Here is a 24,296-nt window from a genome sequence, read left to right on the forward strand (position 1 = left end):
GTGCGGTGCAGGCGACAGGCTTGTTTGATTTTACTCGAAGATCGCGGCGAACTGCGCAGCCGATGCATCGACCTTGGCGGACGGATTGGCCCAGAATTCGCCGATGAAGTCTGTCAGAGCGCCCACCTGCTCCGGCGTCGTGGTGATGGCGTGTTCGGGAACGATCTTGCCCTCGGCCATGAAGGCCATGCCCTTCTGGGTGCAGGCGTCGAACTTGGACTTGTCGACATCGATGCGTGCGGGGATCGAGCCCTTGTTCAGCGAGAATTCGACTTGAACTGCGGGGTCCATGACGACCTCGGCAAGCAGCTTCTGCGCTGCGTCCTGGTTGGCGTCGTTGGTCTTCAGATAAGCGAAAGCGTCGGAGATATAGATCAGGCCTGGGGAAGCGGGAGAGATGGCGCAGCCGAAATCCTTGTCGGCGACTTTGCCGGCAGCCGTGAACTCGCCCTTGGCCCAATCACCCATGAACTGCACGCCGGCCTTGCCGGTGATGACCATGGCGGTCGCGTCGTTCCAGTTGCGGCCGGCAGAGCCTTCATCGACATAGGTCCGCATCTTGCCGAAGATTTCGAGAGCCTTCTTGACGCCGTCGGAGGTCAGGGCCGCCTGATCCTTTTCAGCATAGATCTTCATGAAGCCGTCCATGCCCACCTGGGACAGGAGCACCATGTTGAAGACCTTCACCTCCTGCCAGCCTTGGCCGCCCCAGGCGATCGGTGTCAGGCCTGCGGCCTTCAGCTTGTCCATGTCGGCGAAGAAGGTCTTCCAGTCCTTGGGCTCTTCGGTAATCCCGGCCTTGCTGAAGGCGTCCTTGGAATAGAACATCCAGCTTTCACCGTGGATACCGGTCGGCGTCAGATAAACTTTGCCGTCATAGGTGATGTAATCGTAGAGTGCCTTCGGAAGCGCATCCTTCCACTTGCCGGCAGCCGCCACTTCATCCATCGGGTTCATCAAGCCCTGATCGATGAATTCGGCCGGGTCCTTGCCGACGACGACCTGTTTTGCCGTCGGGGGATCACCGGCGACGAGGCGGTTCTGGAAGGCGGCATTGGCATTTTCGAAGCCGGCAATCGTGGAGCTCTCCCACACACCGCCGCGCTTTTCGAATTCCGTCTTGATGGCCTCGACGGCGCGGCCCTCGCCACCTGATGTCCAGGAGGTAAAGACCTCGGCCTTCAGCCTGTCGTCTGCATTCGCAAGGCCGGCAGCACCAAGCAGCATGGTACCGGCGAGCAGGAGCGTCATTTCCTTCATTGTTCCACCTCTTGAATAGGCCCTCTTTGCGGGGCCGTTTGGTTGCAAGCTACGGTTAGCGATAGATCGGCAGCAGCGCCTGCCGCACGAGGGTCAGACCGCTGGCAATGTCGCCAACGGGATCAGCTGCGGCGTCGAGTTCGAGAATTGCCCAGCCATTGAACTGGCGATCCCGCAAGAGGCGGATCCAGGCCGGCCAGTCGACGCGGCCAAGGCCGAAGCCGCAGAAAAAGGCACGGTGGCGCTCGTGGATGTCGGTGCCGATCGGCGTGTCTGCCGGCATTTTGCCGACCGCATCCTTCCAGTGGGCGATGATCATGCGCTCGTGATGGCGATCGACGAGCTGGATCGGGTCGGAACCCTCGAGAATGATATGCGCCGTGTCCGGGCACATGTGCACATAAGCCGGATCCGTCAGCAGCATCAGAAGATCGACGTCGCGGGCAGCGGCAAAGATCGAATGCGCTTCCGTATGCACGGCGAGCTTGACACCCTTCTTGCAAAGGATGGCTCCGAGCCGATTCAGGAAATCGGCGATGATCTTGGCCTGTTCGAAATCGCGGAAACGCACGGGCTCGTCGCCTGGCGTCTGACGCATCGGTGCGCCAATGACCATGATATCGCCGCCGCATGCCTTGATGAAATCGGCATATTGTTCGGCCCTGGCGATGATGGCTGCCTGCGCGGCGGCCTCGGTAAAGTCGCCCGATGCCTCCAGCTCCGCGAAGAAGCCGGATGCGAGCTGGAGCCCGCGGGCAGAAAGCTCGGCGCTGAAAGTCTCCACAGACCCGTAGGTCTTGATCGCATCCTGCCAGTTGAACGGAGAGAAGGTCAGCTCGACACCGGTCACGCCCGAGGCCTGGATGCTATCGAGGATCTTGTCCCAGAACTGCCGCGGCTGCGACTTCGCGTGTTCGATGATTGCGTCATAGCTGTCGACGCCCCAGAAGCCCGGGTGAAAGAAGGTGACCAGGTCCACACCAAAACGCAGATTGTCACTCGTGGCCATTATTCAGTCCCCTTCATCCAAGCATAGCTCATCCGTCGCGAAGAGTGTCTCACGCGTCGAATTTTATCCAGTGAATTCAATGTTTTGGCAATTGGCAATCGATTGCCATGCCTGGATATTAGTCAAGCCGATAAAATATGCAACGCTTTTCTTCGAGTTTTTGGCAATCGTTTGCTATAACGGGGTTCGTGAGCCGGACAGGGTTTGTCGCACTCGGCTAAGTGGATGGAATGATGAAGAAAATCGAAGATAGCCTATCCACAGAGGGATCATCCGCCCTGATGGCCGATGTCGCACGTCTGGCGGGCGTCGCAACTTCCACAGTCAGCCGCGCTTTGGCCAATCCGGGGCGGGTCAACGAAAAGACCAGAGCAAGGATTGCAGCCGCAGCCGAACAACTCGGCTATACGCCCAATGCCGCTGCCCGCAACCTGCGCGTCGGCAAGTCGAACGTCATCATGATCATCCTGCCGGGCTCGCTGCATTATGGCGCATCCCAGATCATTCCCCAGGTTCTGGAGGCCGTGAATCGCACGGTTATCCGCAACGGCTATAATCTGATGATCGCCAACCTCGATCGCGACGAAAGTTCCGAGCGGCATATCCTTGATCTCGCCTTCGGAGGGACGGTGAGGGGCGCGCTGATCCTGTCATCGCAGCTGCCGGTGGTCGCCAACAGATCGCTTGCCGAGGCGGGACTGCCGATCGTTTCGCTTCTGCTCGACATGAGCGACACTTCTGTTCCGAGCATCATCACCAATGACAGACAGGCTGTGAAAGAGGCTGGTCGGGAGCTCCTGGCGCTCGGGCACCGCCGTTTCTTCTACATCGCCGGTCCGACGGGCAACTATCACGACATCGAACGCTATGCCGGTCTCGTCGAAGCATTGCAGGAGGCGGGGCTTTCCGAACAGCATGTCACGCGCGCCGGTGGCCAATTCACCTTCCAGTTTGGCTTCGAAACGGGTCTGCAGGCTGCCGAGGACTTTGCAAAGCTCGACGAAAAGCCGACCGCTGTCGTGGCGACGAGCGACGACATGGCAATCTCCTTCATGAGCAGGGTTCAGAAGATGGGATGGCGCGTACCTGAGGACCTGTCGATCGTCTCGTTCGACGGATCTCCGGTGTGCGAATATTGTGCGCCCCCGCTCTCAACGATCGAGCAACCCATGGAGGCTCTCGGGGAGACCGCGACAGAATTCCTGATTGCCAGGATGGAAAAGTCGGATGAAAGGCGAGAACTGCGCGTCGTCATTCCGAGCCGGTTCATTCGCCGTGAAAGTATCGCGGTGAACTCGAAATTGACAACCTGACTTTATTTTTGACGCGAAGGCGCGTCCTGAGCACCGACCGCGATCGGGCTCTCTCGGAATTGTCTGGATGCAGCCTGAGGCTGACCGCATCGACAGGTGCGAAATCACCTGCCGGGCCCCAGTCCGTTTCTGCGAACATTGCTTCGGCGCCAACGAATCTTGGACGGGAGAGCGTTCAACGACCTTTAGTCAAAGCGGCTGTACCGGTGTCGGCGTGTTGTGGAATCGAACAACGGTTGAGACATTCGCCGCATGGCTGATCAATGCAGCTCGATATTCATGTCCGCGAGCAACGGCTCCAGACCGGGAAGATCGGCATCCGTCGCCCTGCGCAGCTCCCGCGTAACCGCCGTCAATGCCAGATCGAGAGACTGAGCGCCCAGTTCGATGTTCAAATCTTCCGCTAGCGCCTTTGCATAACTGATCATCCGAGCCAAAGCCATGAGCTCGTCAAGATCACCCATGTCTGCCGCCGCTGCGTGCTGAAGCTTTCCCAACCCTATGACCGACATATCAATTCTCCAGATTGCATAGATGACCATAGGGACAGTTCGGTACTAAAGTGCGTGAAAAACGCGTGAAACACTTTATAGGTGCAATTGGATCCGGGCTTTTGAGCGGGCTAGTTGTTCGGACCAGAGCGTGGTTTTCCTGAATTCCCAATGGCGATTTATCGGCACTCGCTGATCATCCGCATCGCGAACAACTTCGAGGAGAGCCAGGGCATCGAGCCGCTTCTGATCGATTGCGTGGGTCTTCACCATGTTCAGCCAATGCGGCTTTTGCGATGCCGGTATTGCCGCGCATGTGCGAACGATGAGAGCCCAGCTTCTCTTCTTGAAGAAGAGATTTGCCGCGGTTTGTTCGAGAGCCAGGCGAAAGGCTTTATCAAAGAGCTGCAGCCTTTCCATCTCGTCCAAAGTGCTTCTCACATTGACCATCGGCACGGTCAGCGGTCTGCCGCCCAGCTCCATTGGTTCGTGCAAAAGCGCGACATCGGCGTCATCGACGATGGTTCCGCTGACATACTCGTTGAAAATCCGGCCAACGCCGATCATTCCAAATGCTTGGCATTCGGCGGCGCGCAAGGCACCCATGCTGGCCGCGCCCAGAACCGTGACATTAAGGGAGAGAGCGAAGAGAATTTCCTTATGCCAAACCGGTGCGGTATTTTCAAAGCCGCCGTCCACCAAACCGATGACGTTTGCGCCATCTTCCACCGCCCTTAACACATCTCCCTGAACAGCGGGCGGCCTCAGAACGATATCCGTCGCGGCGTGGCTTGCTGCGTTAGGCAAGCTCGGGCCGATGAAGACGACCTTCACCAGCGCATCGCCCTTGCAAGGGCACGTTGGCCGAAACGATGGAGCCTGTTGCCCTCGGGGTTCTCGAGATCGGGTATGAATATCTTCACCACCGAAAATGGCAGGTTTGCAGGTGTCAGAGGAAGGGCAATCACCGAGCCGATTCCGCCGGCGCGAAGTCTCCTCAGCAGGTCATGCAGCAGGACGGATATGTTTCCAGCCGGTCTTGTGATGGTGGCCGCAGATACAGAAGCAGGGACGGCAAGAAAGGTGGTGCGGGTTTGTGCCGGAAGCGGCGTTGTGAACCATTCGGGCCAGACATCGTCGCGGGCGCCGCTGATATAAGTCAGTCTAGACTGAAGCGCTTCCGTTGCGGCGCGGATTGCCGCCCGCACGGCCCAGGGATGAGCGCCGCTGCCGCCGGTGACGTCGACGAACCGGAGCGGCACTTTGCCGTTGACCGCTGATGGGGCGACGAGTGCGGTATAGCAGGGGATACCGATATCGCTCGTGATATCGAAGAGTTTCAAGATGAGCCCGGCGGCCTCGATCCTGTCGATCAGGCCCGAGAGCGCGGCGTCGGCAAAACTCCTGGGATCGACGCAGCGTGCGCAGCGCTTGTCATCGCTCAAAATCTGCCAAAGCACATGGGCGTCGCGTTCGATGCGCTCCAGAATGCCATGGAATATTGCTTCTTCCATGGTGTTGCCCGAGGCAAGGCCATCCGACGACATCCAGAACCGGTTATGCCGCGTTCGGTCGAGGAGGGCGGCATCCTGCGGGACATGGATCGGCTGGTTATGAAGCAACTCGCTTGCCAGGCTCCAGACCAATTCCTCGTCTTCGCCCACGACCTGCTCGCCGCTTGCGATCAGGCAATCGAGCGGTTCGGCGCAATCGCCCCGGCGTCGCAGGTCTCGTGCCGACGAAACCGTAGTTATGGTGACGGGTTCGCCCGCCACCGCGCGTTCCAGGGCCTCCATCGCCGCCGAGACTTTGGCGTCGATATCCTCAAGTCCCTTGCCTTGGGCGATGACAATGGAGCGGGAGTTCGGTGTATAGGCGCACCAGACCGGAAGACCGACACAATCGAGATCAGTCTGTCGTGACAGGCGCGTGATGCCCATTGCCTCTAAATAAGGAGCGACCCGGGACAATGTGTCCCGCGGCGCAATTGTTCGGTCGGAATAGAGATCGGAATGACCGGTCAGCGTCGCTTGCCTTCAGCCATCCACATGGCCGGAGAAGACTGTCTGCGCCGACGAGACGGCGACGGCGAAATCGACATTCTTGATCAATGTACCGCCGGCCTCGCGCTGCTTGACGGCCGCTGCCAGATCGGTGCCTGCAGGCACCTGCAGCGGTGTCACGGTCCCTGCGCCAATATCCACAAGCCAAAGTCCCTTGTCGCCCGATACACCCAATACAACAACTTTTGCCATAATATTCTCCTTCAGGTTTTTGAAAATCCGGCCTTGAAAAGACCGTCTCGGTAAAGCTCTTTTTGCCACTGCTCCTTGAAGGGCACCAAGGCGAGCCATTTCTCAACCTCGAAAGCCGGATTGAGGAGTTCGGCGCGCTGCCGATAAAACTGTGCCCGTTTTTTATCGCCGATCATCGCGCAACTGGCGGCCGCGATGCGATAGGCCGGTGCCTTGTCTTTCATCCGATCGACATAGGCGAGCGCCTCTTCGTAGTGTTCAAGGAAGTAGCTCGCCCCGGCCGCGCACCAGAGGTAGGCGTCAGGCGCGATCGGATTGAGCGAGATCGCTCTCTTGATTTTCTCCAGCGCATCTTGCGGCCGCGATGCATGGACCAGCGTGTCCGCATGGCTATAGATCACATCGGCATAATGCGGGCTGAGGCTTTCGGCGAGGTCGAGTGCTGCAACGCTGTCATCGACAGCACCCTGGTAAAGTTTCGTTACGCCAAGTTCCCGATGCCCGGCTGCCGATTCTGAATCCCTCTCTATCGCCCGAAGTGCCTGATCTTCCGCAAGCTGCAGCAAGGCAGGATCGCCTTGCGTGGTCAATAGCCACTCGCTGGTAAATGTCCGCGACAGGCCTGTGAAAGCAGGGGCATAGTCTCGAGAAAAATGCAGTGCGCGCTTGAAGGATTTCCGCGCACGCCGGATATCGGGCAGGCTAAGCTTTGTGAGCAGACCGGCGCCAAGGAGATAGGAATGATAGGCCTGCGGATCCGCTTCGTTACGAAGGCGAATGCTTTCGTTCCGCTTCAATTGTCCTGAGACGGCGTCGGCAAGTTTCTGGGCGATCAGGCGCCTCTGTGTCGGCAGCGTTTCGACCGCCATGTCGAATCGGGCCGCCCACAAAATCTCGTCGGTCGGAAAATAGATGAGCTGTGCATAAAGCCCCTCTCCGGAAAGCCGTGTGTCCAGGAGGTAGGAAATCGAATGCCGTTGAACGATGGTAGCCTTGTCGGAGTCGCGGCGGATCTGCTCGGCTGTATGGGGTGCGACGACCGATATGTTGCGCAGTGCGCAGAGCTCGATCGTGACATCCTCGATAAGGGCGTCGGCAATAGCCGCCTCGCGCGTCAGGGTCGCCGCACCCGGGGGCAGGAGTACGAGCCGCGGCGCAGATGTCGCGGTTATGATTTGCGGCATGCCGGCGTCTTGCTGCTCGGCGATGCGACTGTGTGCTATTGCCACGGCTCTCGCCGCCTGCGGGCGGCGTTGCGAATGATCCTCTGCCGTGCCACGAAGGATCGATCGGATCTGCTCGTCACCGGGAAAGACTTCAAGAAGTTGAAGTCCCGAGCGGCGCAGAAGGCGACGTTCCTCGTCATCACGAATATGATCTGCAGCCCTGACGAAAATATCCCTTAAGGTGAGCAGGTGCAGCTGCCGTTCACGCTCGATCCATCCATCGATCGCCTTGGTCGATGCGCTGAGACCGGCAATGAAGCCACGTTGCACAAGATCGCTGACGGCCGCCAATTGCGCCACCGGCTGCTCTTCCTTGCGCAATATGTCGAGATCAACCGACAGGACGTTCTTGTTCAGGCTGACGAAAGGTGGCCCGAAATTCAGTATCTGTTCGTCGGGTCCTGTCGTCGTGTCGCGAATGCGTGAAATCAACTTCCGCAAATTGAGATCGGCAAGATGATCTCCGGTCTCGTTCCACAAGAACCGCGCGAGCTCTTGTCGGCTGCGCTGGTAATCCGGCGAGCAATACAGATAGGCGAGCATCACCAGAGCCTTGACCGGATAGCGGATGGGCGCACCCAGGCCGTCTGTCAGTCGCAATTCGCCAAAGGTCTGGAGATGGATCACGAAAGCCCTCAGGCGCCGGTTTCTGGATGAATGACGTCGACATCAGGGTGGGTGTTCCTGGCCAGGCTCTTGGCAAGGGCGACGAGCTTCTGGCGGATAGCCGGGCTCTCGATCGCCATGAAGGCGCGATTGAGGGCTTGGGCGTCCTTCGACGCCAAAAACGCATTCAGATCGTCCCTGCCGTTGCTGACAAGGTTATAGGTGGTCGGCTCGGTGTCATTTTCGAAAAAGAACTGAACGGGTACGCCCAATGTCTCGGCGATCGTTTGCAGCCGGCTCGCACCAATGCGGTTTATGCCTTTTTCATACTTCTGGATCTGCTGGAAGGTGACGCCGATCCGTTCGGCAAGTCCGGCTTGCGATAGCCTGAGCAGCTTGCGGCGCGCCCGCACTCTGCTGCCGACATAGGCATCGATCGATGTGGGCGACTTGGCCTTCATGGCTGGAACCTCCGGTCACGGATGATCATTGCGAGGTTTGCGTCAAAATGCAACCGAAAGTAATATAATAATTTTCGTAATCAGGGCTGCGACGCTAGTAACATTTTGCCGAAATTTAGATTTTCTGTATCGCAATCATTCGATCGGTGATGCCGAATAAAGCATGAAAGTAAAGGCTCGGCCTGGAAAACCGCAAGGCCTGGGAAAAGCTCTCCCTGATCCGCTTTCCAACGAGGAGAGCCAAGGCGTTTTCCCATTGGATAAATGCGAAAGATAGGTGCCTGAAGTTCATTTGCAGATAAACTTCGCTTGCTATTGGGCTCTGGGGGCCGATTGATCAGAGACCTTGCCGGATCTGGATTGGGCACTGTAGGGAAGGTTCTGCACGGAGAAGGTAATGGGCAGAACAATCAAACGAGACGCAGATCTCCTCATCACCGATGAGAAAGAGCCGGTGAAACACAGGCTGCGCGAACGAGGCGCCGCCGAACGCCCGGTGAAGCTCGACAATTTCCTGAATTTGCTGGCCCGCGCGATGCTGCATCCATCTGCTTCGACGATGGCGAGCTTTGTCGCGGGTAAAGTCTTTCAAAAGCTTGAACGTACGGGAACGCTGCGCGACAAGCGGCCCCACGATACCGGAATCCCCTCCGGCCTTGAGGCGGCGCTTCAAAACGCAATCGCCGCTCGAGACATTTACGCCGAGGTCGCGCAGAGCGTTTGGCGCCTCGCTGATGCGCTCGTATGGATCAGAGGCAGAAGTGGACCATTTGCCAGCCTGAATTTTGAGAGGGCCCATGCACACAGCGTGATTGTTGGCCCAGGCGGCTTGGAAGACCGGGCGGATATCCGGGTCGGCCTCACTTACATGGAGCCCTATAGCCGTTTTCCGGATCACGTGCAGCGGTTTTCACGGGCTTTCCTGCTGCTTTCTCCCTGCGAACTTTCAATAGCCGGAGAGAGCTGGTTTTCGACCGGAATAGGTGGCGTCTTTGCTGCTGAAGCGGGACAGTCATTCGCCATGCGTTGCACCACCACTCCGCTTCTTGCGGTCTGGTGTCACGTTGAAGAGATAGGAAGGTGAATAGCAAAACGCTGACGCATCCGAACCTCCCCGCCTCGCGCGCCAGGCCGTTCAATTCAGCAAATTTACCTAGCCATCTGCCAATGGGTGTTTCTCTGTCGCAGCAGCGCTCCAGATAATAACAAGGCGAAGGCACATTGATGCCGGGAAGCCGCTAATTGAGGGAGACGTTCCATGACTGCACCGCATCCTCCAAGAACCCATATCGGCAATCATCCCCTGCATCCGGAAACCCAGATGCTGAACTATGGCTATGATCCGGAACTCTCCGAAGGCGCGGTCAAGCCGCCCGTCTTCCTGACGTCCACGTTCGTTTTCAACTCCGCCGAAGACGGTCGCGATTTCTTCGATTACGTCTCTGGTCGGAAAGAGCCGCCGGAAGGCAAGGGGGCCGGCCTCGTCTATTCGCGCTTCAATCATCCAAACAGCGAGATCATCGAAGATCGTCTGGCGGTCTACGAGCGGGCCGAGAGCGGGGCGGTGTTTTCATCGGGCATGTCCGCCATCGCCACGGTCCTGCTTGCCTTCGTCCGTCCGGGAGATGCCATCCTCCACTCACAGCCGCTTTATGGCGGGACGGAAACATTGCTTGCGAAAACCTTCCTCAATTTTGGCGTTTCTGCCGTGGGCTTTGCCGATGGCGTCAGCGAAGTCTCGGTAAAGGCAGCCGCCGAGGAGGCAATGGCCAAGGGCCGCGTCTCGGTCGTCCTCGTCGAGACGCCCGCAAACCCGACCAATAGCCTTGTCGACGTCGCGATGATCCGGCGGATTGCCGATGTGATCGGTCAGAAGCAGGGCCATACACCTGTCGTCGCCTGCGATAACACGCTGCTCGGCCCGGTCTTCCAGCGCCCGATCGAGCATGGCGCAGACATTTCCCTCTATTCGCTGACCAAATATGTCGGCGGACATTCGGATCTGATCGCCGGGGCAGCGCTCGGCAGCAGGGCGCTCATCAAGCAGGTGAAGGCGCTTCGCGGCGCAATCGGCACGCAGCTCGATCCGCATTCATGCTGGATGCTCGGGCGTTCGCTCGAAACGCTGCAGATCCGCATGGAGCGGGCCAACAGCAATGCGAAGGCGGTGGCGGATTTCCTGAAGCAGCATCCCAAGGTCGAGACGATCCACTACCTTCCATACAGCGATCCCGATTCTGCCGTTGGCAGGACATTCGCGGCCCAGTGCAGCGGCGCCGGTTCGACATTCTCCTTCGATATCCAAGGCGGTCAGCCAGCCTCGTTCCGGTTTCTGAACGCGTTGAAAATCTTCAAGCTCGCCGTCAGCCTTGGTGGAACGGAATCGCTGGCATCGCATCCGGCAACCATGACGCATTCCGGCGTGCCGGCGGAGGTGCGCCAGCGTATCGGTGTCCTTGATGCAACGATCAGGCTGTCGATCGGTATCGAACATCCAGATGACCTCATTGCCGATCTCACCCTGGCGCTCGATGCAGCGTAGGCCTTGTCGCCAACTCGCAATCATATGAGGGCCGCATCAGCACCGTGCTCGAAAGACGTGCTGACAACAGTTCCGCTCGATGGTGTCGGGAAATGCGCGCGCAGCCATTGCCGTCCGGGCGCGGCGCGCCATCTGATTGTTCCTGGCAACAGTTTCACAGGAGAGACAGATGGCATCGAACGAGGGCCGCATCAGACAACGCGCTTACGAGATCTGGGAACAGGAAGGCCGACCACACGGCGAGGACCTGAAGCATTGGCTGCAGGCGTTTCAGGAAATCGCCGCGAGCACCGAGACGGGCGGTCAGTCCAAGAAGCCTCGCTCCAGAAAGGCCGCGACGACTGACGCTCCTGCGAAACCGAAAGGCGCAACGAAGGCTAAGGGCGGGGCCCAGAGTGTTCCGACGACAACCCCGCCGCCAAAGCCGACCAAGACCTCGGGGAACGTCACGAGACACTGAGCCGATCTGGCTGATGTCATGCGCCGATCTGGAGCGCGTACAACGCGTTTGTACGGATCACTTCCGACAACGGGACTTGTCGGAAGTCACGAACTCAGGCCCCGAAATGCGGTTGCCGATCACCGTGGATAAGTGAATTCGCCCGGAAACCTGGGCTCTTCCACAGGTGGCTGTCCGCCATCCGACAATGGCAGGGGCGCGGAGGGTCCGGCCAAGGTAATCGGTATTGACAGAAAACCTACTAGAAGGTAGGCAATGTGCGCTTCACTAATCCTGGCGCGTCATGCGGAAGACGTAATTTATAATCTACCGACTAGTAGGTAAGGGTGCTGGAGTTTGCAAGGCGCCTTTCAACTTATCCCAAACAACCGAGATCGACTATGACGATAAATTCTCTCACAGGCCTCGGCGCCTCCATGGCGGGTAGCGCGGCTACCGCGCAGCAGAAGGCGATGGTGAACTACGACGACTTCCTGCAACTTCTCATCGCGCAACTGAAGAACCAGGATCCGACCGACCCCGTGGATGCCAGTCAACAACTGGCGCAGCTCGCCAGCTTCTCGCAGGTCGAACAGACGATCCAGACGAATCAGAAGCTGGATTCTCTGCTGGCGGGCTCCAACCTTGCCCAGGCCGGCGGCTACATCGGCAGCTACATCGAAAGCGCAGACGGTACGGTCAAAGGGACGATTGCTTCCGTCAAAATCTACAGCGACGGAATCATAGCCACGACGACGGAGGGCGGGAAGATTCTCGTCCAGCCGGGTGTCAGCCTCTCTCAGCCGAGCGGTGGTAGCGCTGCGGCCACCGAATGACCCTGACCGTCATCGAGGTTCGTTGCATCCCGGTAAAGATATGTCGGGCAAGCCCTTGAGGGAGTACCCGATAGATCTGCGCGGTTAATGGTTGAACAGTAGCCTCCTGTGAGAACATGGGGCCTCTTCTCATCGGGCGCCTCCTCCTCGTGCAGATAGCCAAGGTTACGGGAGATCACCGGCCAGCCATGCTTGTTGCCGTGATCGATGCGCCGCTGTTTCTATTCGTTTTCACGGCGACCATCACACCCGGTCCCAACAATTAGGATGGAATGCACGGTTGACGGTCTGCCTACTAGAAGGTAGACAAAGGCGTATGAGCAATTTTCCGAATACTTATGACGAGATCCTGAACAGTGCGGAAAAACTGATCGTATCAGGCGGCTATAACGGCTTCAGCTATGCCGACATCGCTGCCGTTGTTGGCATCCGCAAGGCCAGCATCCATCATCATTTTCCAAGCAAGGTCGATCTGGTGCGTGCTCTTGTTGCTCGCTACCGCGCAAACGCCGAGACTGGCTTGGCCGAGGTCGAAAACAAGTTTAGCGATCCGCTCGAGCTGCTGAAGACCTATGCCGGTTTTTGGGCTCAATGCATCGAGGATGCAAGCCGTCCCTTTTGTGTCTGCGCGCTTCTTGCAAGCGAGCTGCCGGCCCTTCCTTTGGAGGTCGCGGTCGAAGTGCGTGCCTATTTCCAACATCTCTCAGGATGGCTGACATCGGTCATCGAGCGTGGTGATCAGCAAGGAGCCTTGGCGATCTCTTGCCCGGCGCGGGTAGAGGCAGAGGCTTTCATGGCCACCGTTCATGGCGCAATGCTGTCGGCCCGAGCCTATGGAACGCCTGCTGTCTTTGAGCTGATTCTTGAGCCAAGTCTTCAGCGGCTGCGGCCGCGGTGATCTAATTCCCAGCGACGGGGCGGCGCGTCGATGGAAAAAATGCGTGGTAAAACAGCGCCGTCAAAACTCCCAACTAGTAGGTAAGGAACCTCAAATGTTGCGCAGACTTCTTCCAGTCATCATGGTAGCCGGCTTGGCTGGCCTTCCAGTAACGCTTGTTTCGCCGGCGTCCGCTCATGCCGAAGAAAAAAAGGCCGTACTCAACATCCGGGGCAGTGTTGTCAACCTCGCCGGTTCTACCTTGAAGGTGAAGACGCGCGAGGGGGAAACCGTTGACGTCGCTCTTGCCGACGACTGGCAGGTCGCCAGTGTCGCCAACGCGAAGGTCTCCGATATTAAGCCCGGAGACTATGTGGGCATCGCCTCCCTGCCGAAGGAGCAGGGTGGGGACGGCGCTCTTGAAGTTCTGATCTTTCCGCCTGCGCTCAAGGGAGCCGGCGAGGGAAGCTTCGGCTGGGACCTCAAGCCGAACAGCAGCATGACCAATGCCACCGTCGCCGATGCGGTCAAGGACGTCGACGGGCGCACCGTTACCGTGTCCTACCACGGCAAGGAAAAGAAAATCTCCATTCCGGACGGTACGCCGGTCGTGACCATCGCCCCGGCAACCAAGGAGGACCTGGTCGCTGGAGTGGTCGTGTTCATCCCGACCGAGAAGGCTTCGAGCGGGACAGTCGCGCATCGCGTTATCGTTGGCAAGAATGGCGTGGTGCCTCCTATGTGAGCCACGTCGCCGCCGGTCAGCTTCCGCCCATTGGCCGACCGGCGGCATCCCGCTGTTCATTGCAACAAGCAACAATCCAGCTGACCGGAGGGCCGCATCCATGAGCGACAGTTCCGATAACGACAAGATGCAATATTCCCGGACCCTGATGATCCATCGTCATTCCCTGGTCACGCGGCTGGCGCATTGGCTGAACGTGATCTGCCTGAGTGTCCTGCTCTTGAGCGGATTGCAGATTTTCAACGCTCATCCCGAACTTTACTGGGGCCACTATGGTGCAGACGGAGATCCATCTGTCCTGACGATCGGCTCGAGCGGACAGGGCGAGGATATGCGCGGTTTCGTCCGGATCGCTGGTGTCGAAGTGCCGACGACCGGTGTTCTTGGCGTCTCGACCTTTGAGGGAGATCCAACGCCGCGGGCGTCTCCGGCCTGGGCGACGATCCCGTCGTTTCAGGATCTCGCAACCGGCCGCCGCTGGCACTTCTTCTTTGCCTGGCTATTTCTCGTCAACGGCATTTTCTACCTCGGCTTCAGCGTCCTGACCGGCCATTTTCGACGTGACCTGGCCCCGACGCGCAGGGACCTTTCCCCGCGTCATCTGTGGCACGAAATCCTCGACCACGCGCGTCTGCGTTTCCCGGAAGGGGAACAAGCAAGGCACTATAACGTGCTCCAAAAGCTCACCTACCTCGCTGTGATCGTCATCCTACTGCCGACGATGTTGCTGACCGGCCTGACAATGTCCCCCGGCTTCGATGCCATCGTGCCGAGCCTGGTGGATGTATTCGGTGGGCGCCAGTCGGCGCGCACGATCCACTTCATGACCGCAACGCTTCTCGTACTCTTCGTGCTCGTGCATGTGGCGATGGTCGTGCTGTCGGGAACCTGGAACAACATGCGCTCGATGATCACGGGTCGCTATGCCATCAGAGAGAAAGGTCCACATTCATGACGCGTAGCTTCCTGACCCGCAGGCGTTTTCTGATCGGCAGCACGCTCGGCGCCTCTGCCCTCACGCTCGCCGGCTGCGACATACTGGAACAGAATACGGCTGTGGGCAGCGTTATCCGCTCGGCCGAAAATCTGACGATGAAGGCACAAAGACTGCTGCAGGGACGCGATGCTCTCGCCCGCGAGTTTGCCGAGACGGACATTTCTCCGTCTTTCAGGGTAAACGGCACGAGCGCACCGGATGGCGAGGACTACGCCGAACTCGCCGAAGGCAAATTCGCGAACTGGCGGTTGAAGATCGACGGCCTCGTCGATCGGCCCCAGGAATTCTCCCTTATCGACCTTAAGAGGCTTCCGGCTCGCACTCAGATCACCCGTCACGACTGCGTCGAGGGGTGGAGCGCGATCGGGAAATGGACGGGCGTACCGCTTGGAGCTGTCTTGAGCTCGGTGGGGCTCAGGCCGAACGCGCGATTTGCGGTCTTTCACTGCGCCGACGAGTTGGAGAAGACGCTCGATGGAAGTGGCCGCTACTATGAGAGCATCGACCTCATCGACGCGTTCCATCCGCAGACCATCCTTGCCTATCAGATGAACGGGAAGGATCTGACCGTCGGACACGGCGCGCCGCTGCGTCTGCGGGTCGAACGGCAACTCGGCTACAAGCAGGCCAAATACATCATGCGCATTGAGATCGTCGAAAGCTTCGCCAGCCTATGGGGCGGTCATGGCGGCTTCTGGGAAGACCGCGGCTACGAGTGGTACGCGGGGATCTGAGCGATCCGAATTCAGCCTGGACACAAGGAGAGCCGACAAAGAGCATATGAGCCCTTGTCCTTGTACGATGATCGTCTTGTGTTGAAGCCGTCCGGAAGGGCGACGTTGGACCTTTGCCTTCAGCCACTCAAAGCCAGTTGATCCGCTTGAGGACCATCAGCGTTGCGACGGAAGTGATCGCGACGAAGGCAACGATGATGATGAAAGCCCAGGTATCGTTGACGCCAGGGATACCGCCAACATTCATGCCGAAAAGACCGGCCACCACGCTCGGCGGCAGCAGCAGAGCGGCAAGTGCGGCAAGGCGATTGGAATTGCGGGCAATCCTCTCGCTGATGACCGTCGACAGGTCGTCATGAAGAATGCCGGTACGGTCGCGGATGGCGTCGAGATATTCGATGAAGCGCATCAGCTTGTCGATGACCTCGCGGAAGCGAAGTTTGTCACGCTCCTTCAGCCACGGGGCGTCGTCATGCTCGATACGGTTCAAGGCGTCGCGCTGAGGTGCGAGGTAGCGGCGAAGCTGCACGGAGCGGCGGCGAAGCTGCTTTAGCCGCTCGCGCACTTCGCTGGCTTCGCCGTGAAAGATCAACTCGTCCAGATCGTCGACCTCTTCGTCCATGGCATCAAGAACAGGCTCAAGGTCGCGGACCAGCTTTTCGCTGACGAGAGCAAGCAGTTCCCCCGTCTGTTTTGGGCCTTTGCCTTTGTCGAGGGCAAGGCGAATATCACGCAAAGCGGTTATATAATGGCCGCTGTCGCGCAGGGTCACCAGCCTGCGCTGGTCGGCCCATACATGAAGGGGAACGAGATCGATTTCGGCAGGCCTGGCTTTTGCTTCTTCCGGCGGCGTGGCGCAGACGCCGCGAAGAATAATCAGCAGCCCGTCATCGATGCTTTCAACGCGCGGGCGCGTCTCCTCCTCCAGCAAGGCTTCGGCGACGAGCGGATCGAAGCCGCCTCTCGTTGTCACCCATTCAGCAGCGGCCGGATGATCACGCTCGAAATGCAACCATACGACGCCGTCATCCGGCGTCCACCGACGCACCGCTTCCATATCAAGGGTGCGACAGCCGCCGTTGCCGTCAAGAAGCACGGCGAAACGCAAACCGGGTTCGGCGCCGTAACTTGCAACGCTCACGACCTGCTCGTGCATGAGTAACCTCCAGCTGCCAAAGCCCACCTCCCGTAAGCGCAGAGCAACAGCTTAGCGAGTTGCTGCGGGGCGGCAAGACGCTCAGTGTCCTGAGAACAAAGCTGCGGCGTTATAAAATCTTGGGATGGTCAGATCGGTGCAATCTCGTACTTGGCCGGTCATGGTGACCACCGGGTCTGTCGCCGGATACATTCTATCTTCAACCGATCTCTTACCGGCCGCGGCTGATGCTCGCATACATGCCGGTCGTGCGAAATTCGGTCGGCGTGATGCCGTAGACGCGCCGGAAGACCTTGGCGAAATAGTTTGCATCCTCGAAGCCGCACATGATCGAGACTTCCTTGACCGGCAGGAAGTCCGCCTTGGTCAACAATTTCGCGGCGCGCTGCAGGCGCTGCTGCAGGACATATTCGGCGGGCGGCACACCTTCACTTTCGGCAAAGCTGCGCGAGAAGTGGGCGCGGCTGAGGCCAACGATCGCCGCAAGCTCACTGACGGGCAGCGGTTTTTCCAGATTGGCGTTGATATGGTCGGTCACCGGTTGCATGGCGCTTTGTTCGGCCATGGAGGCCGAGGCGCCGAAGATGTCATCATAGAGCGCCATGGCGGCTTCATAGGCGACCGCCGAGGCTGAACCTGGCGTGTTTGCACCTTTGACGAGGCGCAGGCTACAGTCCGCCAGATGATCGATCGTCGATTGCTGCAGCTTCAGGACGGGACCTGCCAGGGCCAGCACCATCTTGTGGATGCGCAGCGTTTCTTCGCCGTTCATCGAGATCCAGAAATATTCCCAGCGCTCGCCCTTTTCCAGCCAGTAGCGGTGATTGTGCGGCACGAGCACCATCATCGTGTCGCCGCTCTGGAGCTTGTAATTGCGATTCTGATAGCGCAGGCGGCCGGTGCCGCTGATCGTATGCTGCAGCACCGTGAAGGGCGTCTGGCCGCGCTTTCTGCCATCCCAATCATAGGTCTCGTTTTCACGCACCTCATAACCGGCGCTTGTCGGCATGGCATGCAGACGTTGGCGTCCGCGCGGCAGCGAAACGGTTCTCATCGACTGGCCGTTGGCGATCAAATCCTGCAGCACAAAATTACCCTCGAAAGCATAATCCTTCTCTGGCCGCTCCTGCGAATATGCGCATAATCCCTTTCCACAAGAGGAAGAGATCGCGGTCGAAAGAACGGCCGGGAGGAATACAGGCACCATTTTCCAGTATTTTCAGACGGTGTGCACAAGTATGCCGCCTGGCCCTCCTTAGCTGTCTTTCTACCTAGCATTTGATCGGATCGAGGTGAAGGATATGAGTTTCAAAATCGCTATTATCGGAGCAGGCAGCGTCGGCTTCACCAAGAAGCTGTTCACCGATATTCTCTGCGTGCCGGAATTCAAGGACATTGAATTCGCGCTGACCGACCTCAGCGAACATAACCTGCAGATGATCAAGGCAATTCTCGACAAGATCGTCGAGGCAAACAAGCTGCCGACGAAGGTGACGGCGACGACAGATCGTCGCAAGGCGCTGGAAGGCGCGCGTTATGTCATCAGCTGCGTACGTGTCGGCGGGCTCGAAGCCTATGCCGATGATATCAGAATTCCCCTGAAATATGGCATCGACCAGTGTGTCGGCGATACGATCTGCGCCGGCGGCATTCTCTATGGCCAGCGCAACATCCCCGTCATTCTCGACTTCTGCAAGGATATCCGTGAGGTCGCTGCACCGGGTGCGAAGTTCCTGAACTATGCCAACCCGATGGCGATGAATACCTGGGCGGCTATCGAATATGGCAAGGTCGATACGGTCGGTCTCTGCCACGGGGTCCAGCATGGCGCCGAACAGATTGCCGAAGTGCTCGGCGCCAAGTCACAGAGCGAACTCGACTATATCTGCTCGGGCATCAACCATCAGACCTGGTTCGTCGATCTGCGTCTCAACGGCCGCAGGATCGGCAAGGACGAGCTGATCGCCGCCTTCGAGGCGCATCCCGTCTATTCGCAACAGGAGAAGCTGCGCATCGACGTGCTGAAGCGTTTCGGCGTCTATTCGACCGAGAGCAACGGCCATCTCTCCGAATACCTGCCCTGGTACCGCAAGCGGCCGGAGGAAATTACCCGCTGGATCGACATGTCCGACTGGATCCACGGCGAGACTGGCGGCTACCTGCGCCACTCGACCGAGACCCGCAACTGGTTTGAGACGGAATTCCCGCAATTCCTCGCTTCGGCCGAAAAGCCGATCGATCCGGACAAGCGCTCCAACGAGCACGCAAGCCACATTCTCGAGGCGCTGGAAACCGGTCGCGTCTATCGCGGTCACTTCAACGTCAAGAATACAGGCGTTATCACCAACCTGCCATCCGATGCCATCATCGAGTCGCCCGGCTTCGTCGATCGCTTTGGCATCAACATGGTCTCCGGCATCACCATTCCGGAAGCCTGTGCTGCGACCTGCATCTCGTCGATCAATGTCCAACGCATGTCGGTGCATGCAGCGATTTCCGGCGATATCGATCTCCTGAAGCTCGCCGTGCTGCACGATCCGCTGGTCGGTGCCGTCTCGACGCCGGAAGAGGTCTGGCAGATGGTCGACGAGATGGTCGTTGCCCAGGCCCGCTGGCTGCCGCAATATGCGCATGCCGTGCCAGCCGCCAAGGAGCGGCTGGTCAATTCCAAGGTCAAGACGAGAGAGTGGGAAGGGGCCGCGCGCCGCAATGTCCGCTCAATCGAGGAGCTTCGCGTTGAAAAGGCGGCGCTGAAGCAAGCCGTCTAAAATCAGGATGAGGGAGGCTGCGGCGGCTCTTCGGGAGGAAGGTCGCCCGCACACAAGCTTCCTTCATCGTCGTTTGAGGAGAAGCGGAGACGCGTACAAGCGCTCCGGAACAAGAGGGAGAGACGATGACGAATTTCCGTAAGATCGGCATCCTGGCAGGACTGGCGCTTGGCGTTTCAGTCGCGGCCCTGAATGCCTATGCGTCCGAGCCGACAGTGCCGCCGGCACCGCCGGCTTTCCCGGCGGAAGGCAAGATCAAATATGTGTCCCGCGACTCCATCCTGGAGTTCAAGGCGCTGCCGGAATATCACGAGCCGGACTGGGTCACGAAGAATTTCGTCGACAGCGGCAAGCTGCCAGCGGTCAAGGATCGCCTGCCCAAGGAGCCGCTGGTCTTCAAGACCGAAAACATGCCTGACGGTATCGGCGGCTATGGCGACGTGATGCGCCATGTCATCGGCGGCCGGCCGGAAGGCTGGAACTATGGCGCCGGCCAGACGCAGGGCTGGGGCGGCATCGATATCGGCCTTTCCGAATGCCTGACACGCACGGCGCCGCTCTTCCAGGTGGAAGCCAAGGATACCGAGCCGTTGCCGAACCTCGCCAAGGGCTGGGAATGGTCGCAGGACGGTCACAAGCTGACCATGCATCTGATCGAAGGCGCCAAGTGGTCCGACGGCGCGCCCTTCAATGCCGATGACCTCATGTTCTATTGGGAAGACGAAGTCATCGACCCGAACGTTTCGCCACTCGGCGGCGGTGCATCGCCGGAAGCCTTCGGTGAGGGAACGACGCTCACGAAGATCGACGACTACACAGTCGAATGGACCTTCAAGGAAGCCTTCCCGAAGCAGTACCTCTATACGATGGCCTATCCGAACTTCTGCCCGGGTCCGTCGCATATTCTGAAGCCCCAGCACCCGAAATATTCGAAGAACACCTACGATCAGTTCAAGAACGCCTTCCCGCCGGAATATATGAACATGCCGGTCATGGGCGCCTGGGTGCCGGTCGAATATCGGCCGGATGACATTATCGTCATGCGCCGCAACCCCTACTACTGGAAGGTCGACGAGAAGGGCAATCAGCTGCCTTATCTCAACGAGTTGCACTACAAGCTCTCGACCTGGGCCGACCGTGACGTGCAGGCCGTTGCCGGTTCTGCCGACTTCTCGAACCTCGAGCAGCCGGAAAACTTCGTGGCCTCGTTGAAGCGTGCCGCCGAAAAGACCGCTCCGGCGCGTCTCGCCTTCGGCCCGCGCCTTATCGGCTATAATCTTCGCATGAACCTTTCGGCCAATGGCTGGGGTGATCCTGATGCCCGCAGTCAGGCGATCCGCGAACTCGACCGCAACGAGGACTTCCGCAAGGCCGTGACCATGGCGATTGACCGCAAGGCGATCGGCGACTCCCTCGTCAAGGGACCGTTCACGGCGATCTATGCAGGCGGCCTTTCCTCCGGCACGAGCTTCTATGATCGCAACTCGACCGTCTACTATCCCTTCGATCTAAAGGGCGCCAAGTCGCTGCTCGCCAAGGTCGGCCTGAAGGATACGGATGGCGATGGCTTCGTGAACTTCCCGGCCGGAACAGCTGATGGCAAGAACGTCGAGATCGTGCTTCTCGTCAACAATGACTATACCACCGACAAGAGCCTTGCCGAAGGCGTCGTCGGCCAGATGGAGAAGCTCGGGATTAAGATCATCATCAATGCTCTTGCTGGTCCCAAGCGCGATAGCGCGCATTATGCCGGCCAGTTCGACTGGCTGATCCAGCGCAACACGACCGAGCTCGCCTCCGTCGTGCAGAACACCGAACAGCTTGCCGCTGTCGGCCCACGCACCAGCTGGCACCACCGTGCCGGCAAGGATAATCAGCTCGACCTACTGCCTTATGAAAAGGAGCTCGCCGACATCGTCAACAAGTTCCGCACGAGCCAGGACAATGACGAACGCGTGGCACTCATGAAGCAGTACCAGAAGACGGCCACCGAACACGTGGATACCGTCGGACTGACGGAATATCCGGGTGCGCTGATCATCAACAAGCGTTTCTCGAATATTCCCGAGGGTACGCCGATCATGATGTTCAACTGGGCCGAGGATTCCGTCATCCGCGAGCGTCTGTGGGTGGCCGCCGACAAGCAGGGCAAGTACGAACTCTTCCCTCAACAGCTTCCCGGCAAGCCTGGAGACAAGGGTCCAATAAACTAAGAGCAATTCCCAGCAAAAGTGCGCAGCGGTTTTGCCCCTGGGATTGCGTAAAAACAAAGAGATCGAGCATCTCCATGGCTCGAAGAAAAATGGAGATGTTCGAGGAGCTCCCTCCCGAACGACAAGGGCTTCCGGTCGCGCGTGCTGCGCGCGGCCGGTCAGAATCAACAAGCCGGCCGCGCTGAGACGAGCGACTGGCGGCAAGGAGAAGCGAACCGTCTGATGCTACGATTCCTGCTCATGCGTATCGCCTCGGCGATCCCCGTCCTCTTCATCCTCAGCGTGGTGACCTTTGCCATTATCCAGGCGCCGCCCGGAGACTACGCTGACTACATCCGTTCGCAGTTGATCAATCAGGGCGGAGCTTCCTTCGCCCAGGCGGATGCCCAGGCTCAGGCCTACCGCATCGAACATGGCCTCGATAAGCCGATGGTCGTCCAGTACGTCAACTGGATCACGGGAATCGTGACCAAAGGCGATTTCGGCTACAGCATGTTCTACAACAAGCCGGTTGCTGACGTGGTCGGCGAGCGCCTGCCCCGCACGCTGGCCCTGGCGCTGGTCTGCCACATTTTTGCGTCCATCCTCGGCATCACCTTCGGCATCTGGGCGGCGACCCGCCAATATAGCTGGATCGACAGCCTGCTGTCGGGCGTTGCCTTTCTCGGCATGACGGTGCCGCGCTTCCTGATGGCGCTGATCATCGTCTATCTGCTGGTCTTCCAGTTCAACGTCACGGAAATCGGCAGCTTCTTCTCGCCGCAATATGGCGGGGCGCCTTGGTCCTGGGGCAAATTCATGGATCTCGTCAGCCATGTCTGGCCGGTCGTCGCGATCGCCACTTTCGGCGGGCTCGCCTACAACATGCGCGTCATGCGCGGCAATCTGCTCGATACGCTGAATGCTCAATATGTTGAGACAGCGCGCGCCAAGGGGCTTTCGGGCGGCGCCGTCGTCATGCGTCACGCCGTTCCAAACGCGTTGCATCCGCTCGTCATGTATCAGGGCGTCGTGCTTCCCTACATGCTGACCGGCGAGATCGAAACCGCGATCATCTTCGCCTTGCCGACTGTCGGGCCGGCAATCGTCGGCTCGATGGCGATCGGCGACGTCTATGTCACAGCGACTTTCATGCTGGTGCTGTCGGCCACGCTGATCGTCGGCAACATCATCGCCGACATGCTGCTTGCCATGCTCGATCCGCGGGTCCGTCAATATGGAGGAGCCTGATATGTTTGCCTTCGACTCTTCCCCGCCGCCACCGCATGAAGAAGCGGTCAAGAATACCCACCATGGCAATGAGAGCTATATGGCGCTGGTCTGGCGCCGGCTGCGGCGCTCCTGGACCGGCATGATCGGTCTGATCCTCGTTGGCCTCTTAATCATCATGGCTGTCTTTGCCGATTTCTTTGCGCCGATGGACCCGAAGGCGACCGATGTCGGCTTTGCGCCGCCGCAGCTCATCAGCATCCATGACAAGGAAGGCAGTCTCGTCTGGCCGCGCGTCTATGCGCTGGCGGATTCCGAAGAGCTCGATCCGGTTACCTTCCAGCCGGTCGTCGGCGTGGATTACGACAATCCGCGTCTGCTCGGCTTCTTCGTCAAGGGTTCGGACTACAATCTGCTCGGTCTCATCCCGGCCAATCGCCATTTCTTCGGCACGGTGGATGGCCAGCCGGTGCATTTCCTCGGCACCGACAAGTTCGGTCGTGACGTGCTGTCGCGCGCCATCATCGGCTCGCGCATCTCGCTGATGATCGCCCTGACAGTAGTCTTCATCGTCACTGTCGTCGGCACGACGGTCGGCATGGTCTCGGGCTATTACGGCGGCGCCTTCGATGTCTGGGTGCAGCGTTTCGTCGAGCTGGTACTCGCTTTCCCGCAACTGCCGCTTTACCTGGCGCTGACATCGCTGATCCCGATCACCGCGCCGACCAACGTCTTCCTCGCCTTCGTGATCTTCGTCATGTCGGCGCTCGGCTGGGCGCAGATGTCGCGCGAGGTGCGCGGCAAGACGCTGGCGCTGGCGCGTATCGAATATGTGCGGGCGGCAATGGCGGTCGGCGCGACCGACCGGCGCATCATCTTCCAGCATATTTTCCCGAATGTGATGAGCCACGTGATCGTCGCCGTCACCATCCATATTCCAAGCGTCGTGCTGCTCGAATCCTTCCTCGGCTTCCTCGGCTTCGCCGTAAAGCCGCCGCTGATTTCCTGGGGTTTGATGCTGCAGGATACGGCCAATTATTCGGTCATCGGAACCTATCCCTGGATTCTCGCTCCTGTCGCTTTCGTGCTGATCACCGTCTTTGCCTTCAATGCGCTGGGCGACGGTCTGCGTGATGCGGTCGATCCCTATTGAGGTGAT

Annotated in this window: 23 protein-coding genes; 13 read left to right on the top strand and 10 right to left on the bottom strand. The window is 58.9% G+C overall.

Features of this window, described 5'->3' with window-relative positions; translation table 11 throughout:
* Nucleotides 1-30: 30 nt before the first annotated feature.
* Nucleotides 31-1,260, bottom strand: a complete 1,230-nt coding sequence (locus AC1DTN_RS13635; RefSeq protein WP_477921412.1) for an ABC transporter substrate-binding protein — start codon at nucleotides 1,258-1,260, stop codon at nucleotides 31-33.
* Between the two features lie 55 nt (nucleotides 1,261-1,315).
* Nucleotides 1,316-2,269 (bottom strand): sugar phosphate isomerase/epimerase family protein, encoded by a 954-nt coding sequence (locus tag AC1DTN_RS13640; protein WP_442207587.1) that lies wholly within the window; start codon nucleotides 2,267-2,269, stop codon nucleotides 1,316-1,318.
* Nucleotides 2,270-2,502: 233 nt separating this feature from the next.
* On the opposite strand from AC1DTN_RS13640, the gene AC1DTN_RS13645 reads away from it, so the two are divergent.
* The gene (locus AC1DTN_RS13645; protein ID WP_477921413.1) at nucleotides 2,503-3,582 is read left to right on the top strand and encodes a LacI family DNA-binding transcriptional regulator; all 1,080 of its coding nucleotides are present in this window, start codon (nucleotides 2,503-2,505) and stop codon (nucleotides 3,580-3,582) included.
* A gap of 260 nt (nucleotides 3,583-3,842) precedes the next feature.
* Here AC1DTN_RS13645 and AC1DTN_RS13650 read toward each other — a convergent pair whose 3' ends face one another.
* Genes AC1DTN_RS13650 through AC1DTN_RS13675 form a run of 6 tightly spaced genes read right to left on the bottom strand, consistent with a single transcriptional unit; the run spans nucleotide 3,843 to nucleotide 8,621 of the window.
* On the bottom strand, nucleotides 3,843-4,124 hold the full coding sequence (locus AC1DTN_RS13650) for a hypothetical protein (RefSeq protein WP_162748064.1): 282 nt from the start codon (nucleotides 4,122-4,124) through the stop codon (nucleotides 3,843-3,845).
* Between the two features lie 45 nt (nucleotides 4,125-4,169).
* The gene (locus AC1DTN_RS13655; RefSeq protein ID WP_113324013.1) at nucleotides 4,170-4,907 is read right to left on the bottom strand and encodes a TfuA-like protein; all 738 of its coding nucleotides are present in this window, start codon (nucleotides 4,905-4,907) and stop codon (nucleotides 4,170-4,172) included.
* On the bottom strand, nucleotides 4,904-6,061 hold the full coding sequence (locus AC1DTN_RS13660; protein ID WP_477921505.1) for a YcaO-like family protein: 1,158 nt from the start codon (nucleotides 6,059-6,061) through the stop codon (nucleotides 4,904-4,906). The genes AC1DTN_RS13655 and AC1DTN_RS13660 overlap by 4 nt, the downstream gene beginning before the upstream one ends.
* A gap of 48 nt (nucleotides 6,062-6,109) precedes the next feature.
* Nucleotides 6,110-6,328 carry a hypothetical protein gene (locus AC1DTN_RS13665; RefSeq protein ID WP_113324011.1) on the bottom strand — a complete coding sequence of 73 codons (219 nt, stop codon included), beginning with the start codon at nucleotides 6,326-6,328 and terminating at the stop codon, nucleotides 6,110-6,112.
* An 11-nt stretch (nucleotides 6,329-6,339) separates the two neighbouring features.
* Nucleotides 6,340-8,181, bottom strand: a complete 1,842-nt coding sequence (locus tag AC1DTN_RS13670) for a peptide antibiotic resistance protein (protein ID WP_477921415.1) — start codon at nucleotides 8,179-8,181, stop codon at nucleotides 6,340-6,342.
* Nucleotides 8,182-8,189: 8 nt separating this feature from the next.
* Nucleotides 8,190-8,621 (bottom strand): helix-turn-helix domain-containing protein, encoded by a 432-nt coding sequence (locus tag AC1DTN_RS13675; protein WP_113324009.1) that lies wholly within the window; start codon nucleotides 8,619-8,621, stop codon nucleotides 8,190-8,192.
* Between the two features lie 397 nt (nucleotides 8,622-9,018).
* Here AC1DTN_RS13675 and AC1DTN_RS13680 point away from each other — a divergent pair, with 397 nt between their 5' ends.
* The 8 genes from AC1DTN_RS13680 (at nucleotide 9,019) to AC1DTN_RS13715 (ending at nucleotide 15,791) form a co-directional block, all read left to right on the top strand.
* Nucleotides 9,019-9,705, top strand: a complete 687-nt coding sequence (locus AC1DTN_RS13680; protein WP_113324008.1) for a dimethylsulfonioproprionate lyase family protein — start codon at nucleotides 9,019-9,021, stop codon at nucleotides 9,703-9,705.
* A gap of 174 nt (nucleotides 9,706-9,879) precedes the next feature.
* The gene (locus tag AC1DTN_RS13685; protein WP_113324007.1) at nucleotides 9,880-11,163 is read left to right on the top strand and encodes a cystathionine gamma-synthase family protein; all 1,284 of its coding nucleotides are present in this window, start codon (nucleotides 9,880-9,882) and stop codon (nucleotides 11,161-11,163) included.
* A 169-nt stretch (nucleotides 11,164-11,332) separates the two neighbouring features.
* A complete protein-coding gene (locus tag AC1DTN_RS13690; protein WP_113324006.1) occupies nucleotides 11,333-11,623 on the top strand; it encodes a DUF2934 domain-containing protein in 291 nt (96 codons plus the stop codon).
* 380 nt (nucleotides 11,624-12,003) lie between these two features.
* Nucleotides 12,004-12,438, top strand: a complete 435-nt coding sequence (gene flgD, locus AC1DTN_RS13695) for a flagellar hook assembly protein FlgD (protein WP_477921417.1) — start codon at nucleotides 12,004-12,006, stop codon at nucleotides 12,436-12,438.
* 316 nt (nucleotides 12,439-12,754) lie between these two features.
* Nucleotides 12,755-13,336, top strand: a complete 582-nt coding sequence (locus AC1DTN_RS13700) for a TetR/AcrR family transcriptional regulator (RefSeq protein WP_113324004.1) — start codon at nucleotides 12,755-12,757, stop codon at nucleotides 13,334-13,336.
* Nucleotides 13,337-13,457: 121 nt separating this feature from the next.
* Nucleotides 13,458-14,060: a hypothetical protein gene (locus AC1DTN_RS13705; protein ID WP_477921507.1), complete on the top strand. Its 603-nt coding sequence runs from the start codon at nucleotides 13,458-13,460 to the stop codon at nucleotides 14,058-14,060.
* 100 nt (nucleotides 14,061-14,160) lie between these two features.
* Nucleotides 14,161-15,015, top strand: coding sequence for a cytochrome b/b6 domain-containing protein (locus tag AC1DTN_RS13710; RefSeq protein WP_477921419.1), 855 nt, complete (start codon nucleotides 14,161-14,163; stop codon nucleotides 15,013-15,015).
* On the top strand, nucleotides 15,012-15,791 hold the full coding sequence (locus tag AC1DTN_RS13715) for a molybdopterin-binding protein (protein WP_477921421.1): 780 nt from the start codon (nucleotides 15,012-15,014) through the stop codon (nucleotides 15,789-15,791). The genes AC1DTN_RS13710 and AC1DTN_RS13715 overlap by 4 nt, the downstream gene beginning before the upstream one ends.
* Before the next feature lie 127 nt (nucleotides 15,792-15,918).
* On the opposite strand, the gene AC1DTN_RS13720 is transcribed toward AC1DTN_RS13715, so the two are convergent.
* Both AC1DTN_RS13720 and AC1DTN_RS13725 read right to left on the bottom strand, forming a co-directional pair.
* On the bottom strand, nucleotides 15,919-16,947 hold the full coding sequence (locus tag AC1DTN_RS13720; RefSeq protein ID WP_113324000.1) for a zinc transporter ZntB: 1,029 nt from the start codon (nucleotides 16,945-16,947) through the stop codon (nucleotides 15,919-15,921).
* Between the two features lie 211 nt (nucleotides 16,948-17,158).
* The gene (locus tag AC1DTN_RS13725; RefSeq protein ID WP_113324025.1) at nucleotides 17,159-18,034 is read right to left on the bottom strand and encodes an AraC family ligand binding domain-containing protein; all 876 of its coding nucleotides are present in this window, start codon (nucleotides 18,032-18,034) and stop codon (nucleotides 17,159-17,161) included.
* 214 nt (nucleotides 18,035-18,248) lie between these two features.
* Between AC1DTN_RS13725 and melA the strand changes: the two genes are divergently transcribed.
* The 4 genes from melA to AC1DTN_RS13745 all read left to right on the top strand — a co-directional run bounded on the left by melA (nucleotide 18,249) and on the right by AC1DTN_RS13745 (nucleotide 24,290).
* Complete coding sequence (gene melA, locus AC1DTN_RS13730) at nucleotides 18,249-19,715, top strand: alpha-galactosidase (protein ID WP_477921422.1); 1,467 nt, start codon at nucleotides 18,249-18,251, stop codon at nucleotides 19,713-19,715.
* Between the two features lie 125 nt (nucleotides 19,716-19,840).
* Nucleotides 19,841-21,928 carry an ABC transporter substrate-binding protein gene (locus AC1DTN_RS13735; RefSeq protein ID WP_439017432.1) on the top strand — a complete coding sequence of 696 codons (2,088 nt, stop codon included), beginning with the start codon at nucleotides 19,841-19,843 and terminating at the stop codon, nucleotides 21,926-21,928.
* Between the two features lie 222 nt (nucleotides 21,929-22,150).
* A complete protein-coding gene (locus AC1DTN_RS13740) occupies nucleotides 22,151-23,158 on the top strand; it encodes an ABC transporter permease (RefSeq protein WP_439017433.1) in 1,008 nt (335 codons plus the stop codon).
* Between the two features lies 1 nt (nucleotide 23,159).
* Complete coding sequence (locus AC1DTN_RS13745; RefSeq protein WP_113323996.1) at nucleotides 23,160-24,290, top strand: ABC transporter permease; 1,131 nt, start codon at nucleotides 23,160-23,162, stop codon at nucleotides 24,288-24,290.
* Nucleotides 24,291-24,296 lie beyond the last annotated feature (6 nt).

This window comes from Rhizobium sp. 01T444, assembly GCF_056398305.1.

Coding starts and splice junctions, on each gene's coding strand:
- AC1DTN_RS13745 (WP_113323996.1), top strand. CDS start 23,160: ATGTTTGCCTTCGACTCTTCCCCGCCGCCACCGCATGAAGAAGCGGTC.
- melA (WP_477921422.1), top strand. CDS start 18,249: ATGAGTTTCAAAATCGCTATTATCGGAGCAGGCAGCGTCGGCTTCACC.
- AC1DTN_RS13740 (WP_439017433.1), top strand. CDS start 22,151: ATGCTACGATTCCTGCTCATGCGTATCGCCTCGGCGATCCCCGTCCTC.
- AC1DTN_RS13680 (WP_113324008.1), top strand. CDS start 9,019: ATGGGCAGAACAATCAAACGAGACGCAGATCTCCTCATCACCGATGAG.
- AC1DTN_RS13665 (WP_113324011.1), bottom strand. CDS start 6,328: ATGGCAAAAGTTGTTGTATTGGGTGTATCGGGCGACAAGGGACTTTGG.
- AC1DTN_RS13635 (WP_477921412.1), bottom strand. CDS start 1,260: ATGAAGGAAATGACGCTCCTGCTCGCCGGTACCATGCTGCTTGGTGCT.
- AC1DTN_RS13720 (WP_113324000.1), bottom strand. CDS start 16,947: ATGCACGAGCAGGTCGTGAGCGTTGCAAGTTACGGCGCCGAACCCGGT.
- AC1DTN_RS13645 (WP_477921413.1), top strand. CDS start 2,503: ATGAAGAAAATCGAAGATAGCCTATCCACAGAGGGATCATCCGCCCTG.
- AC1DTN_RS13710 (WP_477921419.1), top strand. CDS start 14,161: ATGAGCGACAGTTCCGATAACGACAAGATGCAATATTCCCGGACCCTG.
- AC1DTN_RS13700 (WP_113324004.1), top strand. CDS start 12,755: ATGAGCAATTTTCCGAATACTTATGACGAGATCCTGAACAGTGCGGAA.
- AC1DTN_RS13705 (WP_477921507.1), top strand. CDS start 13,458: ATGGTAGCCGGCTTGGCTGGCCTTCCAGTAACGCTTGTTTCGCCGGCG.
- flgD (WP_477921417.1), top strand. CDS start 12,004: ATGACGATAAATTCTCTCACAGGCCTCGGCGCCTCCATGGCGGGTAGC.
- AC1DTN_RS13735 (WP_439017432.1), top strand. CDS start 19,841: ATGACGAATTTCCGTAAGATCGGCATCCTGGCAGGACTGGCGCTTGGC.
- AC1DTN_RS13690 (WP_113324006.1), top strand. CDS start 11,333: ATGGCATCGAACGAGGGCCGCATCAGACAACGCGCTTACGAGATCTGG.
- AC1DTN_RS13685 (WP_113324007.1), top strand. CDS start 9,880: ATGACTGCACCGCATCCTCCAAGAACCCATATCGGCAATCATCCCCTG.
- AC1DTN_RS13715 (WP_477921421.1), top strand. CDS start 15,012: ATGACGCGTAGCTTCCTGACCCGCAGGCGTTTTCTGATCGGCAGCACG.
- AC1DTN_RS13640 (WP_442207587.1), bottom strand. CDS start 2,269: ATGGCCACGAGTGACAATCTGCGTTTTGGTGTGGACCTGGTCACCTTC.
- AC1DTN_RS13675 (WP_113324009.1), bottom strand. CDS start 8,621: ATGAAGGCCAAGTCGCCCACATCGATCGATGCCTATGTCGGCAGCAGA.
- AC1DTN_RS13650 (WP_162748064.1), bottom strand. CDS start 4,124: ATGGTCATCTATGCAATCTGGAGAATTGATATGTCGGTCATAGGGTTG.